Genomic DNA, 18,549 nt, shown 5'->3' on the forward strand with positions numbered 1-18,549 from the left:
AATCTCATGCAAAATCTCTATAAAAACACTGTACTCATTATCGCAATCAGTTTATTCTTTGCCTGTAACGAGCATAAAACAGCCGCTCCAAGCAATAAATTCGCCATCACCGATTCCCTGATCAATCGCTTGCTAATTGATACGGTGCAGCAGGCCAATAGTAAAACCGAGTTAATATTTTCGGCTAAAATTGCCGCAAATGAGGAGCGTAGATCAGAACTTTTCCCTATGGTAAGTGGAACGGTAAACCGCGTTGGCGTACGCTTAGGCGATCAGGTTTCGAGCGGGCAAATACTGGCAACCCTCACCAGTTCAGAAATGGCAGGCTTTGACAAGGAAGTGATTGCCGCCAACGCAGAACTTAAAAATGCAGAACGATCAGTAAAACAGGCCGAACAGCTTTTCGAGAGTGGTTTATCATCTGCAAAAGAACTGGAAGAAGCAAAAAATGACTATCAGATCAAAAAAGCAGAAGCAAAAAGAGCCAGTTCGGTATTAAAACTTAATGGAGGCAGCAGTACGGGATTATATGCAATCAAATCTCCGATCAGTGGTTTTGTGATCGAAAAAAATGTCACCCAGAATATGCAGTTAAGAGGCGATAACGACAAAAGCCTTTTCACCATTGCCGATCTCTCTAACGTTTGGGCCATGATCAATATTTACGAATCGGATATTTCGCGTGTTAAAGCTGGCGATGAAGTCAGTTTATCTACCTTATCCTATCCCGATAAAGTTTTTAAAGGAAAAATAGAGAAATTATATAATCAGGTAGATCAGGATAGCAAAGTAATGAATGCGAGGGTCGTGATCCCAAATCCTGGATTTTTATTAAAACCAGGTATGCTCGGAACGGTTAAAGTTTCGGCAAATTCGGCTATCGATCTCCCGGTATTAAACTCAAGGGCAGTAATTTTCGATGAAAATAAAAATTATGTACTCGTTCTGAACCAAGACCATAAAGTGAGGATCCAGGAGATCAAAATCGGGCGCAAAACGGCAGATAAAACTTACATCAGCAAAGGCGTACAGGCCGGCGACCACATTATTGCCTCTAAACAGGTTTTCTTGTTCGAAAGCCTGAAAACACAATAATTTTTACCCCTAGATTTAAAAATGAATAAATTCATAAAAAGCATTATCGGCTTTGCACTGAAGAATAAATATTTCATCTTTTTTGCCACTTTTATCTTAATCCTGGCTGGTTATTTAAGCTTCAGGCATACCACTATCGATGCCTTCCCCGATGTAACCAATACCAATATCACCATCATTACCCAATGGCCCGGCCGAAGCGCTGAAGAAGTGGAAAAGTTTGTGAGCAGGCCACTGGAAATTGCCATGAACCCTACCGAAAAAAGGACAAGCATCCGTTCTTCTTCCCTATTCGGCTTATCCATTGTAAAAGTAAGTTTCGAAGATGATGTAGATTATGCGGAGGCACGTGTACAGGTAAACAATCATCTTGACGAGGCCGACTTGCCTGAAGGCATCCAGCCAGAGAGTACAGCCACCTTACGGACCAACGGGAGAAATTTTTCGTTATACTTTAACCAGCGATAAAAAATCCGTCCGTGAGTTAAAAACCCTGCAGGATTGGGTCATCCAGCGCGAGCTTTTATCCGTTTCAGGCATTGCCGATGTGGTAAGTTTTGGTGGAGAAGTGAAAACCTATCAAATCACGGTGGATCCGCAAAAGGCCATCCAGTATGGTGTTAGTGCAACCGAACTTTTTGAGGCGGTATCAAAAAGCAACATCAACGTAGGTGGCGATGTCATTGTGCAGAGCGGTCAGGCTTATGTGGTACGTGGTATTGGTGTACTGAACAACATCGATGAAATCAGGAATGTAGTGGTCGATAATATCAATGGCACGCCCGTTTATGTTAAAACCATTGCGGATGTGGCTGAATCGGCCTTGCCACGCTTAGGTCAGGTTGGCCGCGATAAGGATCCGGACGTCGTAGAAGGCATTATCGTGATGAGAAAAGGCGGTAATCCCAGCGAGGTAATTGCGAGATTGAAAGATAAGATCAATACCATAAACAGCACTATTTTGCCTGATGATGTAAAAATCAAGCCCTTTTATGATCGCGAATACCTCGTGAATTACTCCGTACATACCGTAATGGGTAATATGCTCGAGGGAATTTTGTTTGTAACCCTGATCGTTTTCCTTTTTATGGCCGATTGGCGCACTACTTTAATCGTTTCGATCATTATACCGTTAGCCTTACTTTTTGCTTTTATCTGTCTCAAATTAAAGGGTATGCCGGCCAATCTGCTATCCATGGGAGCAATCGACTTTGGGATCATTATAGACGGTGCTGTGGTCATGGTTGAAGGGATTTTCGTCGTATTAGATGCAAAAGCAAAAAAACTGGGCATGGAAAAGTTTAACAAAATGAGCAAACTCGGTTTTATTAAAAAGGCCTGCCTCGAAAAACGGAAAAGGCATTTTATTTGCCAAACTGATCATTATTACCGGCCTGCTCCCCATTTTCACCTTTGAGAAAGTGGAAGGTAAAATGTTTTCTCCCCTGGCCTGGACTTTAAGTTTTGCCTTATTGGGTGCTTTGATCTTAACCTTTACGCTCGTACCCGCCATGGCCAGCGTACTCTTAAAAAAAGAGGTTAAAGAGAAACACAACATTTTTTTAGAATGGATTACCAAAGCAACACTTAAATTTTATGATGTATGTTTCAAAAAAAAGAAACTCGTTTTTAGTATTTTCATTATTGTACTCCTGTTGGGCGCTTTCAGCTTTAAATTTTTGGGTACCGAGTTCCTGCCCAGTTTAGATGAAGGCTCTATTTATGTGCGTGCTACCGGCCCTCTAAGTATTTCTTTAGATGAAACCAAAAAGCTTTCGAACGAGATGAGGAAGATCTTTTTAAGTTTCGAAGAGGTTAAACAGGTGATGTCGCAAACCGGCAGGCCAAATGACGGAACGGATGCTACAGGCTTTTACAACATGGAGTTTCATGTGGACATTTACCCGCGGAAAGAATGGAAACGAAAACAGACCAAAGAACAGCTGATCGAGCGCATGCAGGAAAAACTAAAGAGTTTTCCCGGCATCAGTCTTAATTTTTCGCAACCTATTTCAGATAATGTGGAAGAAGCCGTTTCAGGTGTAAAAGGTTCGATCGTTGTAAAACTATTTGGCGAAAACTTTGAATACATTGAACAGGAGGAAGAAAAAATAGAAAATATTTTAAAAACGGTTAATGGCATTGAAGATCTGGGGATTTTACGAAATCTTGGACAGCCAGAACTGCAAATTAACCTCGACCAGAAAAAAATGGCGCTTTATGGGGTAAGCACTGCAGATGCCAATGCGGTAATCGAAATGGCCATTGGTGGAAAGGCCGCTACGCAGATTTATGAAGGAGAGCGGAAATTCGATCTCATTATCCGTTATCCCGAAGATTTCAGGAATGATGAAAGCTCGATCAGTAAATTACGCGTGCCTACCTTATCAGGTTCAAATGTACAATTGGGCGAAATATCGGGCATCCGAAAAATTACCGGGCCAAGTATGATTTACCGCGATAAACACAAACGTTACGGGGCTATCAAATTCTCGATCCGCGGCAGAGATATGGGCAGCGTAATTGCAGAAGCACAACAAAAGGTAAATGTAAAAATCAAATTGCCACAGGGTTATCAGCTCGAGTGGGCCGGTGATTTCGAAAACCAGCAAAGGGCCATCGCTAGGTTATCGCAGGCTGTTCCGGTAAGTTTATTGCTGATATTTTTTATCCTCTTTGTGCTTTTCGGTAATTTTAGGGATGCATTATTGGTACTCAACAATGTTCCTTTCGCCATGATCGGTGGCATTTTGGCCCTGTTGGCCGCAGGTGTAAACTTTAATATTTCTGCAGGAATAGGGTTTATCGCATTATTCGGTATCTGTGTGCAAAACGGTGTGATTCTGATTACACGTTTCAAAACCAACATTACCGAATTGAAACACCACGCCACCTGGACTTTTACCGATGCCATGCGCGATGGGATTGCCAGCAGGTTCAGGCCTGTACTAATGACCGCCTTAATGGCCGCCATCGGTTTAATGCCCGCAGCACTTTCTACCGGAATCGGTTCCGAAGCATCCAAACCATTGGCCATTGTGGTTATTGGTGGGTTAATTACGAATACCTTATTTAACCTTTTTGTGTATCCGATCGTATTTTATTGGTCGTACAGGAGAAAAGTACATAAAATGATGGGAGATGTTAAAATGTAAAATGGATGATGGAATCTCAGGCAATCTGTAATTTTTGAGTAATGATAATTTGTCCCGAATTTTGGGAAGTAACCTTTGCAGCAAGAATCACTAGTGTGAAAGATTACTTCGGATTCTAAGGATCTCCATTTTCAAAAACTGCCCGTATTGCTTTGGTTTCATATAATATAGGTAGAAAAAATTCCCTTTCAATAGTTACATTTATTTTAAAATAATTTAAACAACCAAAAAGCAAGAACCAAAAAAACATTTATGCCTGTGTGTTTGTCTTTTACAAAAGTTTGAAGTATTAAGATCTAAATCTCTTTTAGACATTTGAATTCACAATATACCATTTACCTTATTATCGGAATCACGTTTCTCTGCATCGTGGTATTGGGCATGGTTATTCGTTACCGGAATAAAAAATTTCAGCAGAAAGTTAATAATTTCCCCAATGTACTACCCGAAGCCTATGGCCTTGGTCAGAAAATGTTTCCAGTCCACCTAAAATGTGCTGATTTAAAACAAGCTTATTTTATAGTTGGTCTTGTTTTCAACCTGATTAATATTTTAATGCTGGTTATGCTGATTGGAGAACTTGATCCTTACGATTCACTCCCCTATCCCAAAATTGTAGATGCCATCCTAACCAAAGAAATTATCCTGCCCATAGCAATAGCCGTTGGTATACTTTTTATCTACAACGCGTATCACCGCATTAACATTACATGGGAAAATGGTCCTGTTGTTGCTGATAACCTCATCAATGTGAAGCACTACCACATCAAGAAAAATGCCTTGCTGTTAAATGTGATCTACCTGCAAACTGATCAAAAACTTTGGATACTGGTGCCGGGAACATCACAGGATTTTAAAAAGTTTAAAGATTTTAAACAGCTTAGCCGGGAGCAACAGGAAAACGAAAAATACGTACAACAACTTCAGGAAAATTTAATCCATTATGGTGCGCAAGAAAAAAAGTTCCCTTTTTTTACCGGTTATTTTAAATTTTCCTTTTTTATGCTGATGCTGAGTTTTATACTCATTTTGGTTGTTTTAAAATCAAGCTAACCTACTCTTTCTTTCTCATTTTGGCTACAAAAGCCCTCAATTAGACTACAATATAACATCGAACCATTCTCACCTTTGGGTTATCAATTTATTTAAGTCGAAAAATTATGGAACATCAAAAAGAAAATCAGGATAGTGCTACCGCTCCAACTAATAAAGTTTGGTTTATTACAGGTTCATCCCGTGGCTTTGGACGCGTATGGGCAACAGCTGCACTAGAACGTGGCGATAAAGTGGCTGCAACAGCAAGAAACCTTTCGGGTATAGCCGATCTTCAGGAAAGGTACAAAGAAAATGTATTGACATTAGAACTGGATGTAACCAATTATGACCAGGTAGAAAAAGCTGTTCAACAGGCGCATAAACATTTTGGAAGATTGGATATTGTTTTGAACAATGCCGGGTATTCGCTTGTGGGTACTGTTGAAGAGGCTACCATTGATCAGGTTAAGGCCATGTACGATACGAACGTTTTCGGGGCCGTGGCCGTTATCCAGGCTGCTTTGCCCGTTTTACGCAAGCAGGGTTACGGGCATATTTTAGGTACTTCGAGCAACCTTGGCCATGTGGTGCTGCCTGTTATCGGTTACTATTGCTCGTCGAAATGGGCCTTCGAAGCCATTTACGAAAGCCTGGCAGCAGAGGTTAAAGCTTTTGGTATTAAAGTAACCATCATAGAACCAGGCGCTTATGCCACAGAATTTGGAAGTCAGGAATCATTAAAATTTGCAGAAGGCTTGGAGGTATATACCGACTTTAAAGCAAAGTTTTTTGAAGGGTTACAGCAATTGGAAAGGGGAAACCCCACTGCAACACCGCAAGCTATTTTTAGAATTGTTGATGCTGAAAATCCACCGCTCCGCTTCTTCTTAGGCAGTCATAACCTACCATGGGTACGCACTGCTTATGCAGAGCGCTTATCAACCTGGGAAGAATGGGAAGCCGTATCAAATGCTGCACAAGGTTAATTAAACGTACAATCAACTATATCACCGATAAACAACAGCTTATCGGTTATATTTGTATACATCAATATGAAAAAGGTAGACAATAGCCCTTACAAATTCAGTTCGTTAACAGAAGCACACCGGATGTTGGGCCTGACACAGCCTAAACACCCTCTGATCAGCTTGATCAACAATGAAGATCATCCGGTTGAAATGAACGGACAGCCCAATTCGCATATCCTGAATTTTTATAAAATCTCGTACAAACCTAAATTAGGTGGCAGGCTAAAATATGGTCAAAGTTATTACGATTTTGATGAGGGTGGTCTGTTATTTGCTGCGCCGAACCAGATTATTGGTCATGAGGAGGATTTAAGCTTAAGTGTCTGTTCACTATACACTTTGTTAATTCATCCCGATTTTCTTTTGTCATACCCCATCGCCAAAAAAATCAAAAGTTATGGTTTCTTTTCGTATTCAGCCAATGAGACCCTGCACTTATCAGTAAAGGAAAAAAATACCATCATTACCATTTTTAAAAGTATTGAAGAAGAACTGAACAGCAGGATCGACGATTTTAGTCAGGATGTAATTATTACGCAGATTGAACTGTTGCTAAATTACAGCAACCGCTTTTACAAACGCCAGTTTATTACACGCAAAGTATTAAACAGCGACCTGTTGCAAAAGCTGGAAGAATTGTTGGAAGACTATTTTAAGGATAAACTGCCCATGTTTAAAGGTTTGCCAACAGTTCAATACCTTTCCGACCACTTAAATGTTTCGCCAAGTTATTTAAGCGATCTGCTCCGCTCACTCACCGGACAGAATGCACAGCAGCACATCCACCAGAAACTGATCGAAAAAGCAAAAGAAAAATTATCTGGCACCAGGCTGTCGGTAAGTGAAGTCGCTTACGAACTCGGCTTTGAACATCCGCAATCTTTTAATAAATTATTCAAGGCCAAAACACAGGTTTCGCCACTGGCATTTAGAAAATTATTCAGCTAAGTAGCGTTTTTGTTGGTTGCACCGTATAAGCTGTAAATTAAAGCTTTATGAAAAAGATAGTATTGGTTCTCTTCTCTCTTGCGTGCATTATTTCTGTATCCTGCAAAAAAAACAACAACGGCAGCAATAACGATGGCCCGGGCGAGGTTTACGGCAAATGGAAACTAACTGAGGTGATGCAGGACCCTGGTAATGGAAGTATCGGAAAATACCAAAAAGTATCCGGCCAGCCTAAATACCTCACTTTAGAAAAATCAGGCAAATTTGAGGGTGATGCTATTCCGGAATTGTTGACCTACAAAATTTTGGATAGTGTACAAATGGAAGTAACCAATAAAAATTATAACAAAACACTTATTTACGGCTATAAAGTTTCAGCAAAGTCGCTCCAAATTAACCCACCTTGTTTTGAAGGTTGCGGTTACAGGTTTGTAAGGGAATAATAATGATCTTATAGGTATGATTCTTAAAAAGATTAATTTATTTGAACCTAAACTAAACAAGATTCGTCTTAAATGCGATCGTCCTGCTGATTCGATAGCCATCGGATCAGCAGGACGATCATTCTTTTTAAACCGTTAAACTATCCCAAATCACCTGATAAACATCCGGTGCTTTTAAGGTTTTATCAATCGCTTTTGAAGTAACCAGAACAGGTTTAAACTTTTCAGCTCCATTAATACCGCCATGCGATCCTTTTACCAAAGTAGCATCGAGTGGAATTACATCCATCACATAACGGAAGCCGGCTTTTTTCTTAAGAGTTTGTATCCTGCCCTCAATTTAGAGGTCATAAACATTTCTACAGGGTCATAACCCGGTTTTTTGTGGATATCAACAACCCTTGCATAATCGGGTGCTTTAGCATCATCCAACCAGAAATAATAGGTAAACCAGCTGTTTTCTTTAGCCACCAATACCAGATCGCCAGAACGTTCGTGGTTAATGTGGTGTTTTTTCTGTTCTTCTTTATCCAAAACCAATTCAATACCAGCTGCATTTTTCAACAAAGCCTTTACCTGTTCGGTTACACTTTTATCGTTGATATAAACATGTGCTACCTGATGATCGGCCACTACAAAAGCTTTCGAAGCCCCCGGGTCTAACAGTTCCAAACCCCGTTCTTCGCGGATCTGGATCAATCCATTTTCCCTGAATAAGCGGTTTAAGTGGATCGGGTGATTTACGGGTGCTATACCATATTCAGAAAGCAAAATAATGCGTGCGCCCCTTTCTTCATAAAAACGCACCAACTCTGATACCACCTGATCAATTTCCTGCAATTCGTTGCTGATTTTGTTCAGATCAGGTCCGAATTTTTGCAAACAATAATCCAGATGGGGAAGATAAATCAGTGTAAGTGTAGGATTATGGAGTTTTTCGGTTTCCATTGCTGCATCGGCAATCCACCTGGTTGATTTAATGTTGGCTCCCGGCCCCCAGAACTGAAACAAAGGAAACTGCCCCAGTTTAGCCTGTAAATGGTCGCGCAACTCGGCAGGTTGCGAATAACAATCGGGTAATTTACGGCCATCGGCAAGGTAATTTGGGCGCGGCGTTACTGAAAAATCGGCCGTTGAATACATATTGTACCACCAGAACATATTGGCACAGGTAAAATCAGGATCTTCTTTTTTAGCCTGATCCCATATTTTTTCAGCGTTTACCAGTTTGTTAGACTGTTTCCAGAATTTAATTTCAGCATCCGCATGATCATACCAGCCATTACCCACAATGCCATTTTCTGAAGGATATTTACCCGTCAGATAACTCGATTGCACTGCCGTCGTAACTGCAGGCAATAATGGCTCTATAGTTGTTAAATGGTTCTCAGCTATATATTTCTGAATAAAAGGCGTATGTGCTCCAATTACAGAAGCAGATAAGGCTACGATATCGATAACGACGGTTTTGTGCATATTCTTACTCATAATAAATTTTTAACCCAGGCCAGTTCTCTGACGATGGAATCATTCAATGGCGCTTTTAAAGCCGTTGGCAAAACTTCCCAGGTATAGGTTTCTACTTCTAAATGAGCAGTAAAAGGATTATTTTTTTGCAGGTTAAGTACCTCTATAATATCAGATTGTGTAGATTGGATCAAGCCCATATTTTCAACAAAAATAGGGACATGAAAGTGCGCGCGCCACTCCTCTGCTGCTGGATTTTCGCCCGCTGCAAGTGCATCTTTAAGGTCAGGATAGCGAATTAAATTACCATCATCTTTTCTGGCGATTACCTGATGAAGATAAGTAGGCTCATCAAAACGGCTCAGTTGATCTAACACCGCAGTTCTTTCTGAAACAGATGCCGGCAATTTAGCCTTTAATGCTGCACTAATCTGTATTTTTCCAATCTTAATGCCTTTATCCTGCAATTCTTTGATAATAGCAGTATGCGGCTCATAACCGATTGCGAAATGGCAAACATCATAACACAAACGGATGTGGTTTCTGATCAGGCTTTCATCGCTCCCGGCAGGTAAAAGCACATTTTCGTACCAATCGATAAATTCCGGACCGGATTCAAGAAAACCATCAGGTTCAGGTTCAATATCCAAATGGATCACCTTGCCGCTTTGACTTTGTATATGATATAAACCCTTGGCCACCTTTATAATATTTGCAGTTGCACTGGCTGTGGCATCTTTTCTGGCTTCAGTAGTTATAAACCAGGGTTTATAACTCAATGGCGATGTTGAAATGCCACCATCCATATCAGCAGGAAGTAATTGTGAAAGGATTTCGGCCAAACGGAGTGTATATTCAACACGATCTCCCGTAGTCCAATCGGGTGCATGAACCTGATCTTTAACCCTGGTATGGTGAAAACCGCCGTATGGAAATCCGTTCATGGTAAAAACATACCCACCTTCCTGTATAAGCCATTGTTTAAATGTTTCCAGTTGATTTTCTTCCAGCAATTCAATGCTGGCCAGATTGGAAAGGCGCAAACCGATACCCATCGGCGCATCCGGCGATAATTGTGCTTTCAAAATTGGAAAACCAGCCTTCAACATGGCAAAATGCGCCATCCAGTTTTCGCCTGCATAAATATTGGTGCAGAAGGTTAAATGTCCGGAAGTTAATTTCATAGCTTAATGTTGAATAATAACAGCTTGTTTATTTAATATTTCTGCAGCTTGTTTTAAAACTTCAGTATCAATTTCGTGAACTTCCTCTCCACTACCCAGGCTGGTAAGCAAAGTAATGGTTAACTCGCCGCCGAGATGTTCGCGGAATTCTTCCAGTCCTTTCAAAATTGGACTATTGCCTTCTGTAACCTCTAACAAGGGGTGCGTTAATTCGAAACCAAGTTGCCGGATCAGGGTGATTACCCTTTGCGCATCTTCGGCACTTATCCTGCCCGATAAATTGGAATATACGGTATCTAAGGCAATGCCCATGGCAACCGCCTCACCGTGTCTCACTTCGAAATTGGTCAGGTATTCCAGCTTATGTGCACTCCAATGGCCAAAATCCAGTGGGCGGGCAGAACCATTTTCAAAAGGATCGGCACTCCTGATATGTTCTATATGGAGTTTTGCGCATTTCCATATCTGGTAGTTCATGGCTGTGGTATCCCGGTTTGCAAGGGCAATGGCATTCGCTTCGAGCCACTCAAAAAATTCAGCATCTTTTATCAGCGCCACTTTAATCGCTTCGGCAATGCCTGAACGCCAATCGCGATCGGATAAAGTGCTTAAAAAACTTCATCATTAAAAACAGCAACAGGTGGCGAAAAAGTGCCTAAAAAGTTTTTTATGGAAATAATTAATCCCGTTTTTAACGCCAACGCCCGAATCGTTTTGCGAAAGCACAGTACTTGGAATCCTGATGTGTTTAATACCCCTGTGTGCAACCGTAGCTGCGTAACCCACCATATCGAGTACGGCCCCGCCACCAATTGCAGCAACAAATGAATGCCTGTCGATGCCATAAATATTGATCGCTTCCAATACCTGATCAAAATATTTCGTATCGTTTTTTACCTGTTCTCCTCCGGGATAACCAGGATATCCTGAACTAACTGCGTTTGAGAATATTTGTTAAAATATGCCTTAATCTGCGTATTAAGATGCTGATGTGCATTGGCTACACCCTCATCAATTACAAATAAAATTTTCTTTACTGCAACAGCCGGATTCAGGTTAACCAGAAAACTGTTCAATAATTCGTTTTCAGGCAAAAAAAGCGATGAAGTAAAAAAAACATTATAGTTATATTGTACAGTAAAGGATTGATGTAAATGTTCCATATCAATTGGTAATGTGTGTTTGAGGTTTAAGTAACCGCGAATAATTTAGAGAGCCATATAGATAAAGGCAGTAAAGCTGCAATGATAAAAGCCAAAATCAAGGCATCGAAAGTTACGGCCCAGGCGGCATCCATCAAAATAAGTGAAATTACGCCGGCTTTTACTGCCCCTCCGATATTTTTACCAACAGGCTCTTTTATGGCTTTTAAAAGTGGCCTGAAAATCATAAAGGTAAAAGGAACCAGGAATAGCAGCGACCACAAGAACCTATCGTTTACAAAAGCAAAACAAGCAATTGCACAGATAACTATTGCATACAGGAAGGCGGCCAGATACAAGTTTTTAGTGTAACCCCCGTGAACTTCGCCACGGCTGGTCATGGTGATGGAGAAAATATAAATAACTGGAATAATAGCCAGATAGTGATGATTATAAAGCATTTCTGGTACAATACTCAAACCCAACAACAGGTTAAACCCGCGGCATAAGCCCATATTCAACGGTCCGAAAAAAGAATGGTGTTTGCCAAATTTATTATAAAGCAAAGCAAAAACAGCCACCAGGAGCGCCAATAATCCGGAAGTTAAACTATTTAAAGCAGCCAAAGCAATTCCGGCAAAAAGCAATACACTTCCTAATATGGTTGCATGCTGTAAACTGATTATCCCACTCGGAATGGCCCGTTCCGGACGTTCTATTTTATCCAGATCGGCATCAAAAACATCGTTAAAAACGATTCCTCCACCATATAAGCAGGCTGTTGATGCGGCCAAAAATGCGATAGACAACCACGGAATGGAAAATCCATTGCTTAAAACTTCAGAAATAGCAATCCCTGCCAAAATATCGGCTACTGAAGTAACAATATTAGCAGGGCGCATCATGCGCAGATAGGTAATTATTTTTTTCAATATGCTAACTAATAATGATAGATGATTTATCTGTTCTGGGTTGTTGTCCGCCACGTAAGATGGTATTTCCTTCAAATTTCTCGGTAAGGTCTATCTGTGCGTTAAAATCGGCTTCATCCAGCTGTCCGCTCTGCGCAAAGGCTGTAATTGCATTGCGGTAAGTAACCAGCTCAATATCCTGATCGCTTAAACCACGCATTTTCATTAGCGCCGCAGTTTTTGGTACCGCTAATGGATCGCTGATGCCCCAATCGGCAGCAGAATTTACCATAATACGTTCTGCGCCATATTGTTTTACAATTTCTACCATCCGCTCGTTACCCATTTTGGTAAAAGGATAAATGGTAAAAGCAGCCCAAAAGCCTCTATCTAACACCTCTTTTACCGTCTCCTCATTATTGTGATCGATAATGATGTGATAAGGATCAAGGCCATGCTCCAAAGCAATGTCCATACTGCGCTGGGTACCTTTTTTCTTATCGCGGTGTGGCGTATGCACCTGTACGGGCATGCCGGCTTCTTTAGCAAGTTCCAGCTGCAGCCGGTAATATTTTTCTTCCGCAGCAGTCTGATCGTCGAAACCAATTTCGCCGATACCAACAACACCTTCTTTATAAACAAACAGCGGCAGTATTTCCATTACCTGTTCAGCCAGGCTTTCATTGTTGGCCTCTCTTGAATTAAGGCCAATGGTGCAATAATGTTTAATGCCAAACTGAGAAGAACGGAAGCGCTCCCACCCGATCAGGCTACTGTAATAATCTCTAAAACTATCCAATCCGGTACGTGGCTGCCCTAACCAAAATGCGGGTTCTATCAAAGCAACAATTCCTGCATCGGCCATTGCCTGGTAATCGTCTGTTGTTCTCGAAGTCATGTGAACATGTGGATCGAAGAACTTCATTCCCTTTACCGTACTGATATCAAAAGCTTCGGGCGCTCCCATCATTGCTTTATCTCTTTGTATTGAACTGCTACAACACATATCTTTATCTTAAATTTTTATGGGTTAAATGAATTCCAGTTTAAGCTTCCATCGGCCAGAGCCAATTTCAGTTCAGGAAAAGTACTAATATAATCTTTTGCCGGCTGGTAACCGGACTCCGAAATGGCTAGTGCAATGGCTCTTTGTTCAATCTGGTTGTAATGCTGCAAACCGGTTTTAAGGGTTTCAAAAATTTCGGCATTGGTAAATTTACCAACCAGGCGCCACAGCTGTGGGTGTACCTCCCTGCCGGCAGCCCAGCGTTCTTTTGCATAATCTACCAGTGTTAAAGCAAGCTGAAGATTGGCTCGTTGATCTAAACCCACAATAAGGCTGATATTTTTCTCCGTAAAAAAAGCTTTTAGCACCAGTTGGTTCCAGGCAGCTTCATCCAGGTGAGCTGCAGGATATGGATTATTTTCCATAATGGCTTCGAGCACAGAACCAATATTGCTCCTGATTCCTTCTGCACAACGTTTTTCCCAGATTTCGGGGTGGGACAAAAATGGGAGTGCCGAATACAAAGCAACAGCTTCATTCACCTCTGCTGACAGAAATAAACGGTTGATAGTTGAAAAGAACAGTTCTTTATCTCCCTGATCAAAACCTGCCAGTAACCACACTCGGGCAAGTCTGTCAATCGTCCAGTTACGGATGTAGCTAAAGCCTGCCGCTTGGAGTGCTTCTTGCTGATCATCGGTAATTGCAATTGGTAATTTGCCTGTTTTACGTGGCAGCATCACAAATACTTTAGCTAACTGTGCCGGTTGATCTGTAGCTAGTATAAAATCTTCCAGCCATTTTTCTGCGACTAAATTGATATTGTTCTTTACAATAGCCCCTATTATTTCCTTTACTGCCCTGATATGATCATCTCTCATAATAAAATTATCTAATGGCACTTATGCGGTAATACCTGCAGAAACAAAATAGTTGATCAATAGTGCGCCTGCAATAATTAACAGACCAAAGAATTCCCGCGTTTGCTCAATGTAAGGTTTTGTGGCTTGCATGCTCTGCACGAGGCTTTCGCGTCTGTATTTGGTAATCCAATCGCGCACGCCATCTTTTGCAAAGAACAGGATTGTAGCATAAATTAAGTAAAAGGCGGTTAAAAACAGATAAACAAAAGGATAAAATTTACCTGCTGCAGCTAATCCGCAGCATATTGCGGCACTTAAATAGATAGATACCCATAAAAAAGCATCGTTATCATTAAGGTTCACATAAGCAAAACCCAAAAATGAGATACAAAAAATAATGTTGAGAATAATTAAAAGCATTTTAAGTTATTTGGTTTTAAGATAAGCTAAATCGATTTCTCGATTCTTTTCATTGAAAAACAAAGTTATTTAAACTGAATGCTTTTTTTGCTTAAAATATGTAAATTATATACTGCTATAAAAGTTTTTTTGATTAACTTTTTAATCTCCAAAAACGAGTTTTAGAATATTGCCAAGCACAGGATTGTGATCGTCGGCCCGCCAATTAATTAATAAATCGGTTTTAAAGGGCAGCGGGATAAACCGTAAGCCCGGACTTTGATGGTGCATATAAGAATCGGGTAAAATGGCTATTCCCAATCCTTTCCGTACAAGCGCAATAATCGTAGATCCAAATTCAGAATGCAGAAACACATCAGGAACAAAATCGTAAGATTTGAAAAGCGCCTGAATGATCTCGCTATAGCTACTGCCCTCATCCTTAGTGGGTAGAATAAACTTTTGCGCTTTAAGGCTTTCTGTAGATAAATCCTCAAATTTTGTAAAGGAATGTTCTAATGGCACCACCAAAGCCAGGTGATCGGAATATATTTTTTTTGATTTAATCCCCTGCTCACTGGTAATATCTCTGGTAATGGCCAAATCAATCTTATATTTTTTAAAAAATCGAGTTGATTTTCGTATAAAACCTGCACCAACTTAATTTGAAGCTGAGGAAATGCCTGCGTTATCTTAGCCAAAATATCGGGCATGATAGAAGCCGATATGGAATCCGGGTGCGCAATGGTAATGGTTCCGCGTTCACCAAGATGCAGTTGTTTGGCAAACTGGTGAATATATTCGAGTTCACTTAACTCTACTTCCCATTTTTCTTTTAAGAATTTACCCGCTGGCGTGAGCTTCACATTACGTTTGTTACGTTCGAAAAGCTGCAAACCCAGTTCATTTTCGAGCGACTGAATCTGGCGGGTGAGTGCCGACTGTGTAATACTTACCTTTTCTGCCGTTTTCCAATAATGAAGTTGTTCTGCCAGGGCCAAAAAATACTTGATTCGTTGAAGATCCATTAATGCAAAATAGGCATTAATAAATGATAAAATAGCATTTTATTACATTTAAAGAGTTCTTACATTCGTGCCATGGAGCAGATCATCATTGAAAGGGTAACACCAGCTGATATTAAAAAATTACAGGAGATTGGGAGGACAACATTTTCTGAAGCTTTTGCAGCAGTAAATAGTGAGGAAAACATGAAAGATTACCTCGAAAAGGGGTTTTCGGACGAAAAACTGAAAGGAGAACTGACTAATCAGGATTCTCAGTTCTATTTCGCGCTGCTTGATGGGGAAATTGTTGGCTATTTAAAGATCAACATTGGGCAAGCGCAAACCGAAAAACTAAATCCTGATGCGCTAGAAATTGAGCGGATTTACCTTTTGAAAACATTTTATGGTCAAAAAGTTGGTCAGTTACTTTATCAAAAAGCCATTGATATTGCGATTGAAATGCAAGCCAGTTATGTATGGCTAGGGGTATGGGAAGAAAATTACAGGGCTTTACGATTTTACGAAAAAAATGGCTTTACGCCTTTCAGCAAACATAAGTTTTGGCTTGGTGATGACGAACAAACAGACCTGTTGATGAAAAAAGAATTGGCTGACACGAACCAACTAAAAGCATCTTAATGGAAAAAAGAACTCTTTTTCTGATTTTACTGATCCTGGGTACCGCATTCTGGGGAATTTCCTTTTCTGTCACCAAACTTGCTATCGGGCAGTACCAGCCTGTTCTGTTTTTGTTCTACCGCTTTTTACTTGCCACGATGGTGTTATCGGTTATTTTTTGGAAACATGTAAAAAAGCTCGATGCCACCACTATAAAAAGAGGTGCCGGTTTGGCTATTCCGCTGGTACTGGGTATTTACCTGCAAACACTGGGCATTACACATACTTCAGCATCGCAATGTTCATTTGTAGCAGGTATAACGGTGGTAATGATTCCGGTGATTAAACTTTTTATTTACCGGAAACCTGCAGCACTAAAAATATGGATTGCCTCATGCACAGCGCTAACTGGTCTTTTTGTGATATCGGTTACTGATAAATTGAGCATCGGAACCGGCGACTTATATACCATTACCGGTGCTTTTTGTTTCGCCATATATTTAATCCAGATCGAAAAGGAATCGATGACGGGTGATATTATTCCTACCATTGTGCCCATGTTTGCCACCTGCACCTTATTAACTTTTGTATTAACGTTTATTCAGGGAAACCCTACCTGGATTCCTCAGCAAGAAACATTTTGGATTGGTATTATTTTTTGCGCACTATTTTCAACGGCCTACATGTATACCATATCGAATATTTCTCAAAAGTACATTAGTGCAGAAAGGGTGTCTATCATTTATCTTTTCGAACCTATTTTCGGAGCAATTGCGGCACATTTTATTTTAGGTGAAGCAATTACATCGAGGCTATTGATTGGTGGTGGAATGATATTTTTAGCCACACTGATCTCCGAACTTAAGTGGAGAAGGCCAGGTCAAATGGCAATATCAAGCCTATCGAAGTGGAAAAAGAATTAAGCCTGTTTTTGATGCCCGGTAAATGATCAATATATTAGTGAGATGGAAGCTATTGTACTGAACAGATCGCAGGCACGGAAAATCATTATCCATGCAGCAGGACTCTCAAAAAAAGCACAGTTTGGAACTGGTATTGAGGCAGTTTACAGTGTAATTGACCATTTGGGTTACGTACAGTTAGATACCAACTATGTGGTAGAACGTGCCCACCATCATACCATGTTTGCCCGTGTACCCGATTATCAAACAGAATGGCTTGCAGAACTTGGTGAACAGGGTGATATTTTTGAATACTTCACCTCTGACGCCGGATTTCTGCCCATGCACGATTTTCGCTTTTCATTACCAGTTAAAAAGGCATTTGAAATACGAGGCACTTCCCTTACGAAACAAGAATCGGATTTAATGAACCAGATTTTAGATCAGGTTGAACGTGAAGGAGCAGTAATGGTCGGCGATTTTGAGAACGATCGTACAGAGGCCAGTTCGGGTTGGTGGGATTGGCGGCCGGCAAAGATTGCGCTGGAAAGACTTTATCTGGAAGGCAAGTTAATGATCAGCCGCAATAGCGCTTTCCAAAAATTTACCACCTGCCTTTGGATGTAGTGCCCCATGATACCGATCAAACCATACCAACAGATCAAGATTATGCACGTTATGTGATCAAACGCACCCTCAGTGCCCTGGGAATTTCTTCTGTAAAAGAAATGGCCTGGCGCTCCCGCCGTGTAAAAGGTAACCTGGTAAAAAAGAACTGGAAAGGATGCTTCAGTCGGGAGAAGTTAAATCGGTAATTGTAGATGGAGTGAAAGGGCCATTATATATGCTTTCGGGCACCGATATTAATATTGATATTGCAGATGAGGTTTTCATTCTTTCACCTTTCGATACCTTGAATGTATTTCGCGCCCGTTTAAAAGATTTTTTCGACTTTGATTATCAGATTGAATGTTTTGTACCGGCTCCAAAACGAAAATTTGGTTATTTCTCACTCCCGATTCTGTCTGGAGAGAGATTTATTGCCAGAATGGACGCTAAAGCAGACCGCAAACAGAAAACACTAATCATCCATAATATCCATTTTGAGCCGGTTGAAATTGATAAAAAAACTATTGATACGTTTATCCAAAATTTAAAGGAGTTTATCCTGTTCAATAAATGCCGGGATGTGATCTTTAAAAAATCAAATAATAATGATTTGCTGAGATCAATCAGCAAAGAATTTTCTGATCATTAAAGGCGCCAATATAATTTTCTATTATAACTTATTGTATTTACAAACCAGAATAAATTAAATGTCGATTATAGTAATTCACCAGGAATAT

At 40.5% G+C, this 18,549-nt stretch carries 22 protein-coding genes and 1 pseudogene; 11 read left to right on the forward strand and 12 right to left on the reverse strand.

What is annotated here, in order from left to right:
- Window positions 1–6: 6 nt before the first annotated feature.
- From ACQ86H_RS18510 to ACQ86H_RS18535, 6 genes and pseudogenes are all read left to right on the forward strand, one after another.
- Window positions 7–1,095, forward strand: coding sequence for an efflux RND transporter periplasmic adaptor subunit (locus tag ACQ86H_RS18510; protein WP_431292064.1), 1,089 nt, complete (start codon window positions 7–9; stop codon window positions 1,093–1,095).
- A 21-nt stretch (window positions 1,096–1,116) separates the two neighbouring features.
- Window positions 1,117–4,250: pseudogene (locus ACQ86H_RS18515) on the forward strand (efflux RND transporter permease subunit).
- A 315-nt stretch (window positions 4,251–4,565) separates the two neighbouring features.
- Window positions 4,566–5,303 (forward strand): hypothetical protein, encoded by a 738-nt coding sequence (locus ACQ86H_RS18520; protein WP_431292065.1) that lies wholly within the window; start codon window positions 4,566–4,568, stop codon window positions 5,301–5,303.
- Window positions 5,304–5,410: 107 nt separating this feature from the next.
- Window positions 5,411–6,271 carry an SDR family NAD(P)-dependent oxidoreductase gene (locus tag ACQ86H_RS18525; RefSeq protein WP_431292066.1) on the forward strand — a complete coding sequence of 287 codons (861 nt, stop codon included), beginning with the start codon at window positions 5,411–5,413 and terminating at the stop codon, window positions 6,269–6,271.
- Between the two features lie 66 nt (window positions 6,272–6,337).
- Window positions 6,338–7,261 carry a helix-turn-helix domain-containing protein gene (locus ACQ86H_RS18530; protein ID WP_431292067.1) on the forward strand — a complete coding sequence of 308 codons (924 nt, stop codon included), beginning with the start codon at window positions 6,338–6,340 and terminating at the stop codon, window positions 7,259–7,261.
- 47 nt (window positions 7,262–7,308) lie between these two features.
- Entirely contained in the window at window positions 7,309–7,704 is a 396-nt protein-coding gene (locus tag ACQ86H_RS18535; protein WP_431292068.1) for a hypothetical protein, read from the forward strand.
- A 127-nt stretch (window positions 7,705–7,831) separates the two neighbouring features.
- Here ACQ86H_RS18535 and ACQ86H_RS18540 read toward each other — a convergent pair whose 3' ends face one another.
- The 12 genes from ACQ86H_RS18540 to ACQ86H_RS18595 all read right to left on the reverse strand — a co-directional run bounded on the left by ACQ86H_RS18540 (window position 7,832) and on the right by ACQ86H_RS18595 (window position 15,704).
- Window positions 7,832–7,993, reverse strand: coding sequence for a hypothetical protein (locus ACQ86H_RS18540; RefSeq protein ID WP_431292069.1), 162 nt, complete (start codon window positions 7,991–7,993; stop codon window positions 7,832–7,834).
- Window positions 7,993–9,192 carry an alkaline phosphatase family protein gene (locus ACQ86H_RS18545; protein WP_431292070.1) on the reverse strand — a complete coding sequence of 400 codons (1,200 nt, stop codon included), beginning with the start codon at window positions 9,190–9,192 and terminating at the stop codon, window positions 7,993–7,995. The genes ACQ86H_RS18540 and ACQ86H_RS18545 overlap by 1 nt, the downstream gene beginning before the upstream one ends.
- On the reverse strand, window positions 9,189–10,355 hold the full coding sequence (gene eboE, locus ACQ86H_RS18550) for a metabolite traffic protein EboE (protein WP_138823092.1): 1,167 nt from the start codon (window positions 10,353–10,355) through the stop codon (window positions 9,189–9,191). The genes ACQ86H_RS18545 and eboE overlap by 4 nt, the downstream gene beginning before the upstream one ends.
- A 3-nt stretch (window positions 10,356–10,358) precedes the next feature.
- Window positions 10,359–10,913, reverse strand: coding sequence for a 3-dehydroquinate synthase family protein (locus tag ACQ86H_RS18555; protein ID WP_431292071.1), 555 nt, complete (start codon window positions 10,911–10,913; stop codon window positions 10,359–10,361).
- Window positions 10,914–10,979: 66 nt separating this feature from the next.
- Window positions 10,980–11,219: a hypothetical protein gene (locus tag ACQ86H_RS18560; RefSeq protein WP_431292072.1), complete on the reverse strand. Its 240-nt coding sequence runs from the start codon at window positions 11,217–11,219 to the stop codon at window positions 10,980–10,982.
- A gap of 29 nt (window positions 11,220–11,248) precedes the next feature.
- Window positions 11,249–11,518, reverse strand: a complete 270-nt coding sequence (locus ACQ86H_RS18565; protein WP_431292073.1) for a hypothetical protein — start codon at window positions 11,516–11,518, stop codon at window positions 11,249–11,251.
- 26 nt (window positions 11,519–11,544) lie between these two features.
- Window positions 11,545–12,429 (reverse strand): UbiA-like protein EboC, encoded by an 885-nt coding sequence (gene eboC / locus ACQ86H_RS18570; RefSeq protein ID WP_431292074.1) that lies wholly within the window; start codon window positions 12,427–12,429, stop codon window positions 11,545–11,547.
- A 4-nt stretch (window positions 12,430–12,433) separates the two neighbouring features.
- Window positions 12,434–13,378 carry a TatD family hydrolase gene (locus ACQ86H_RS18575; protein WP_246862741.1) on the reverse strand — a complete coding sequence of 315 codons (945 nt, stop codon included), beginning with the start codon at window positions 13,376–13,378 and terminating at the stop codon, window positions 12,434–12,436.
- Window positions 13,379–13,431: 53 nt separating this feature from the next.
- On the reverse strand, window positions 13,432–14,295 hold the full coding sequence (locus ACQ86H_RS18580; protein WP_431292075.1) for an EboA domain-containing protein: 864 nt from the start codon (window positions 14,293–14,295) through the stop codon (window positions 13,432–13,434).
- A 21-nt stretch (window positions 14,296–14,316) separates the two neighbouring features.
- Window positions 14,317–14,697, reverse strand: a complete 381-nt coding sequence (locus tag ACQ86H_RS18585; RefSeq protein ID WP_431292076.1) for a transmembrane 220 family protein — start codon at window positions 14,695–14,697, stop codon at window positions 14,317–14,319.
- 141 nt (window positions 14,698–14,838) lie between these two features.
- Window positions 14,839–15,279, reverse strand: a complete 441-nt coding sequence (locus ACQ86H_RS18590) for a LysR family substrate-binding domain-containing protein (protein WP_431292077.1) — start codon at window positions 15,277–15,279, stop codon at window positions 14,839–14,841.
- Entirely contained in the window at window positions 15,192–15,704 is a 513-nt protein-coding gene (locus ACQ86H_RS18595) for a LysR family transcriptional regulator (protein ID WP_431292078.1), read from the reverse strand. The genes ACQ86H_RS18590 and ACQ86H_RS18595 overlap by 88 nt, the downstream gene beginning before the upstream one ends.
- A 72-nt stretch (window positions 15,705–15,776) precedes the next feature.
- Between ACQ86H_RS18595 and ACQ86H_RS18600 the strand changes: the two genes are divergently transcribed.
- Genes ACQ86H_RS18600 through ACQ86H_RS18620 form a run of 5 tightly spaced genes read left to right on the forward strand, consistent with a single transcriptional unit; the run spans window position 15,777 to window position 18,461 of the window.
- Window positions 15,777–16,322 (forward strand): GNAT family N-acetyltransferase, encoded by a 546-nt coding sequence (locus tag ACQ86H_RS18600; RefSeq protein WP_431292079.1) that lies wholly within the window; start codon window positions 15,777–15,779, stop codon window positions 16,320–16,322.
- A complete protein-coding gene (locus ACQ86H_RS18605) occupies window positions 16,322–17,224 on the forward strand; it encodes a DMT family transporter (RefSeq protein ID WP_431292080.1) in 903 nt (300 codons plus the stop codon). The genes ACQ86H_RS18600 and ACQ86H_RS18605 overlap by 1 nt, the downstream gene beginning before the upstream one ends.
- A 42-nt stretch (window positions 17,225–17,266) precedes the next feature.
- Entirely contained in the window at window positions 17,267–17,830 is a 564-nt protein-coding gene (locus ACQ86H_RS18610; RefSeq protein ID WP_431292081.1) for a DNA glycosylase AlkZ-like family protein, read from the forward strand.
- Window positions 17,821–18,018, forward strand: a complete 198-nt coding sequence (locus tag ACQ86H_RS18615) for a hypothetical protein (RefSeq protein WP_431292082.1) — start codon at window positions 17,821–17,823, stop codon at window positions 18,016–18,018. Before ACQ86H_RS18610 ends, ACQ86H_RS18615 begins: the two co-directional genes overlap by 10 nt.
- The gene (locus tag ACQ86H_RS18620; RefSeq protein WP_431292083.1) at window positions 17,988–18,461 is read left to right on the forward strand and encodes a DNA glycosylase AlkZ-like family protein; all 474 of its coding nucleotides are present in this window, start codon (window positions 17,988–17,990) and stop codon (window positions 18,459–18,461) included. Before ACQ86H_RS18615 ends, ACQ86H_RS18620 begins: the two co-directional genes overlap by 31 nt.
- Window positions 18,462–18,549 lie beyond the last annotated feature (88 nt).

The sequence above is a fragment of the Pedobacter sp. P26 genome (assembly GCF_050632135.1).
Lineage (GTDB): Bacteria > Bacteroidota > Bacteroidia > Sphingobacteriales > Sphingobacteriaceae > Pedobacter.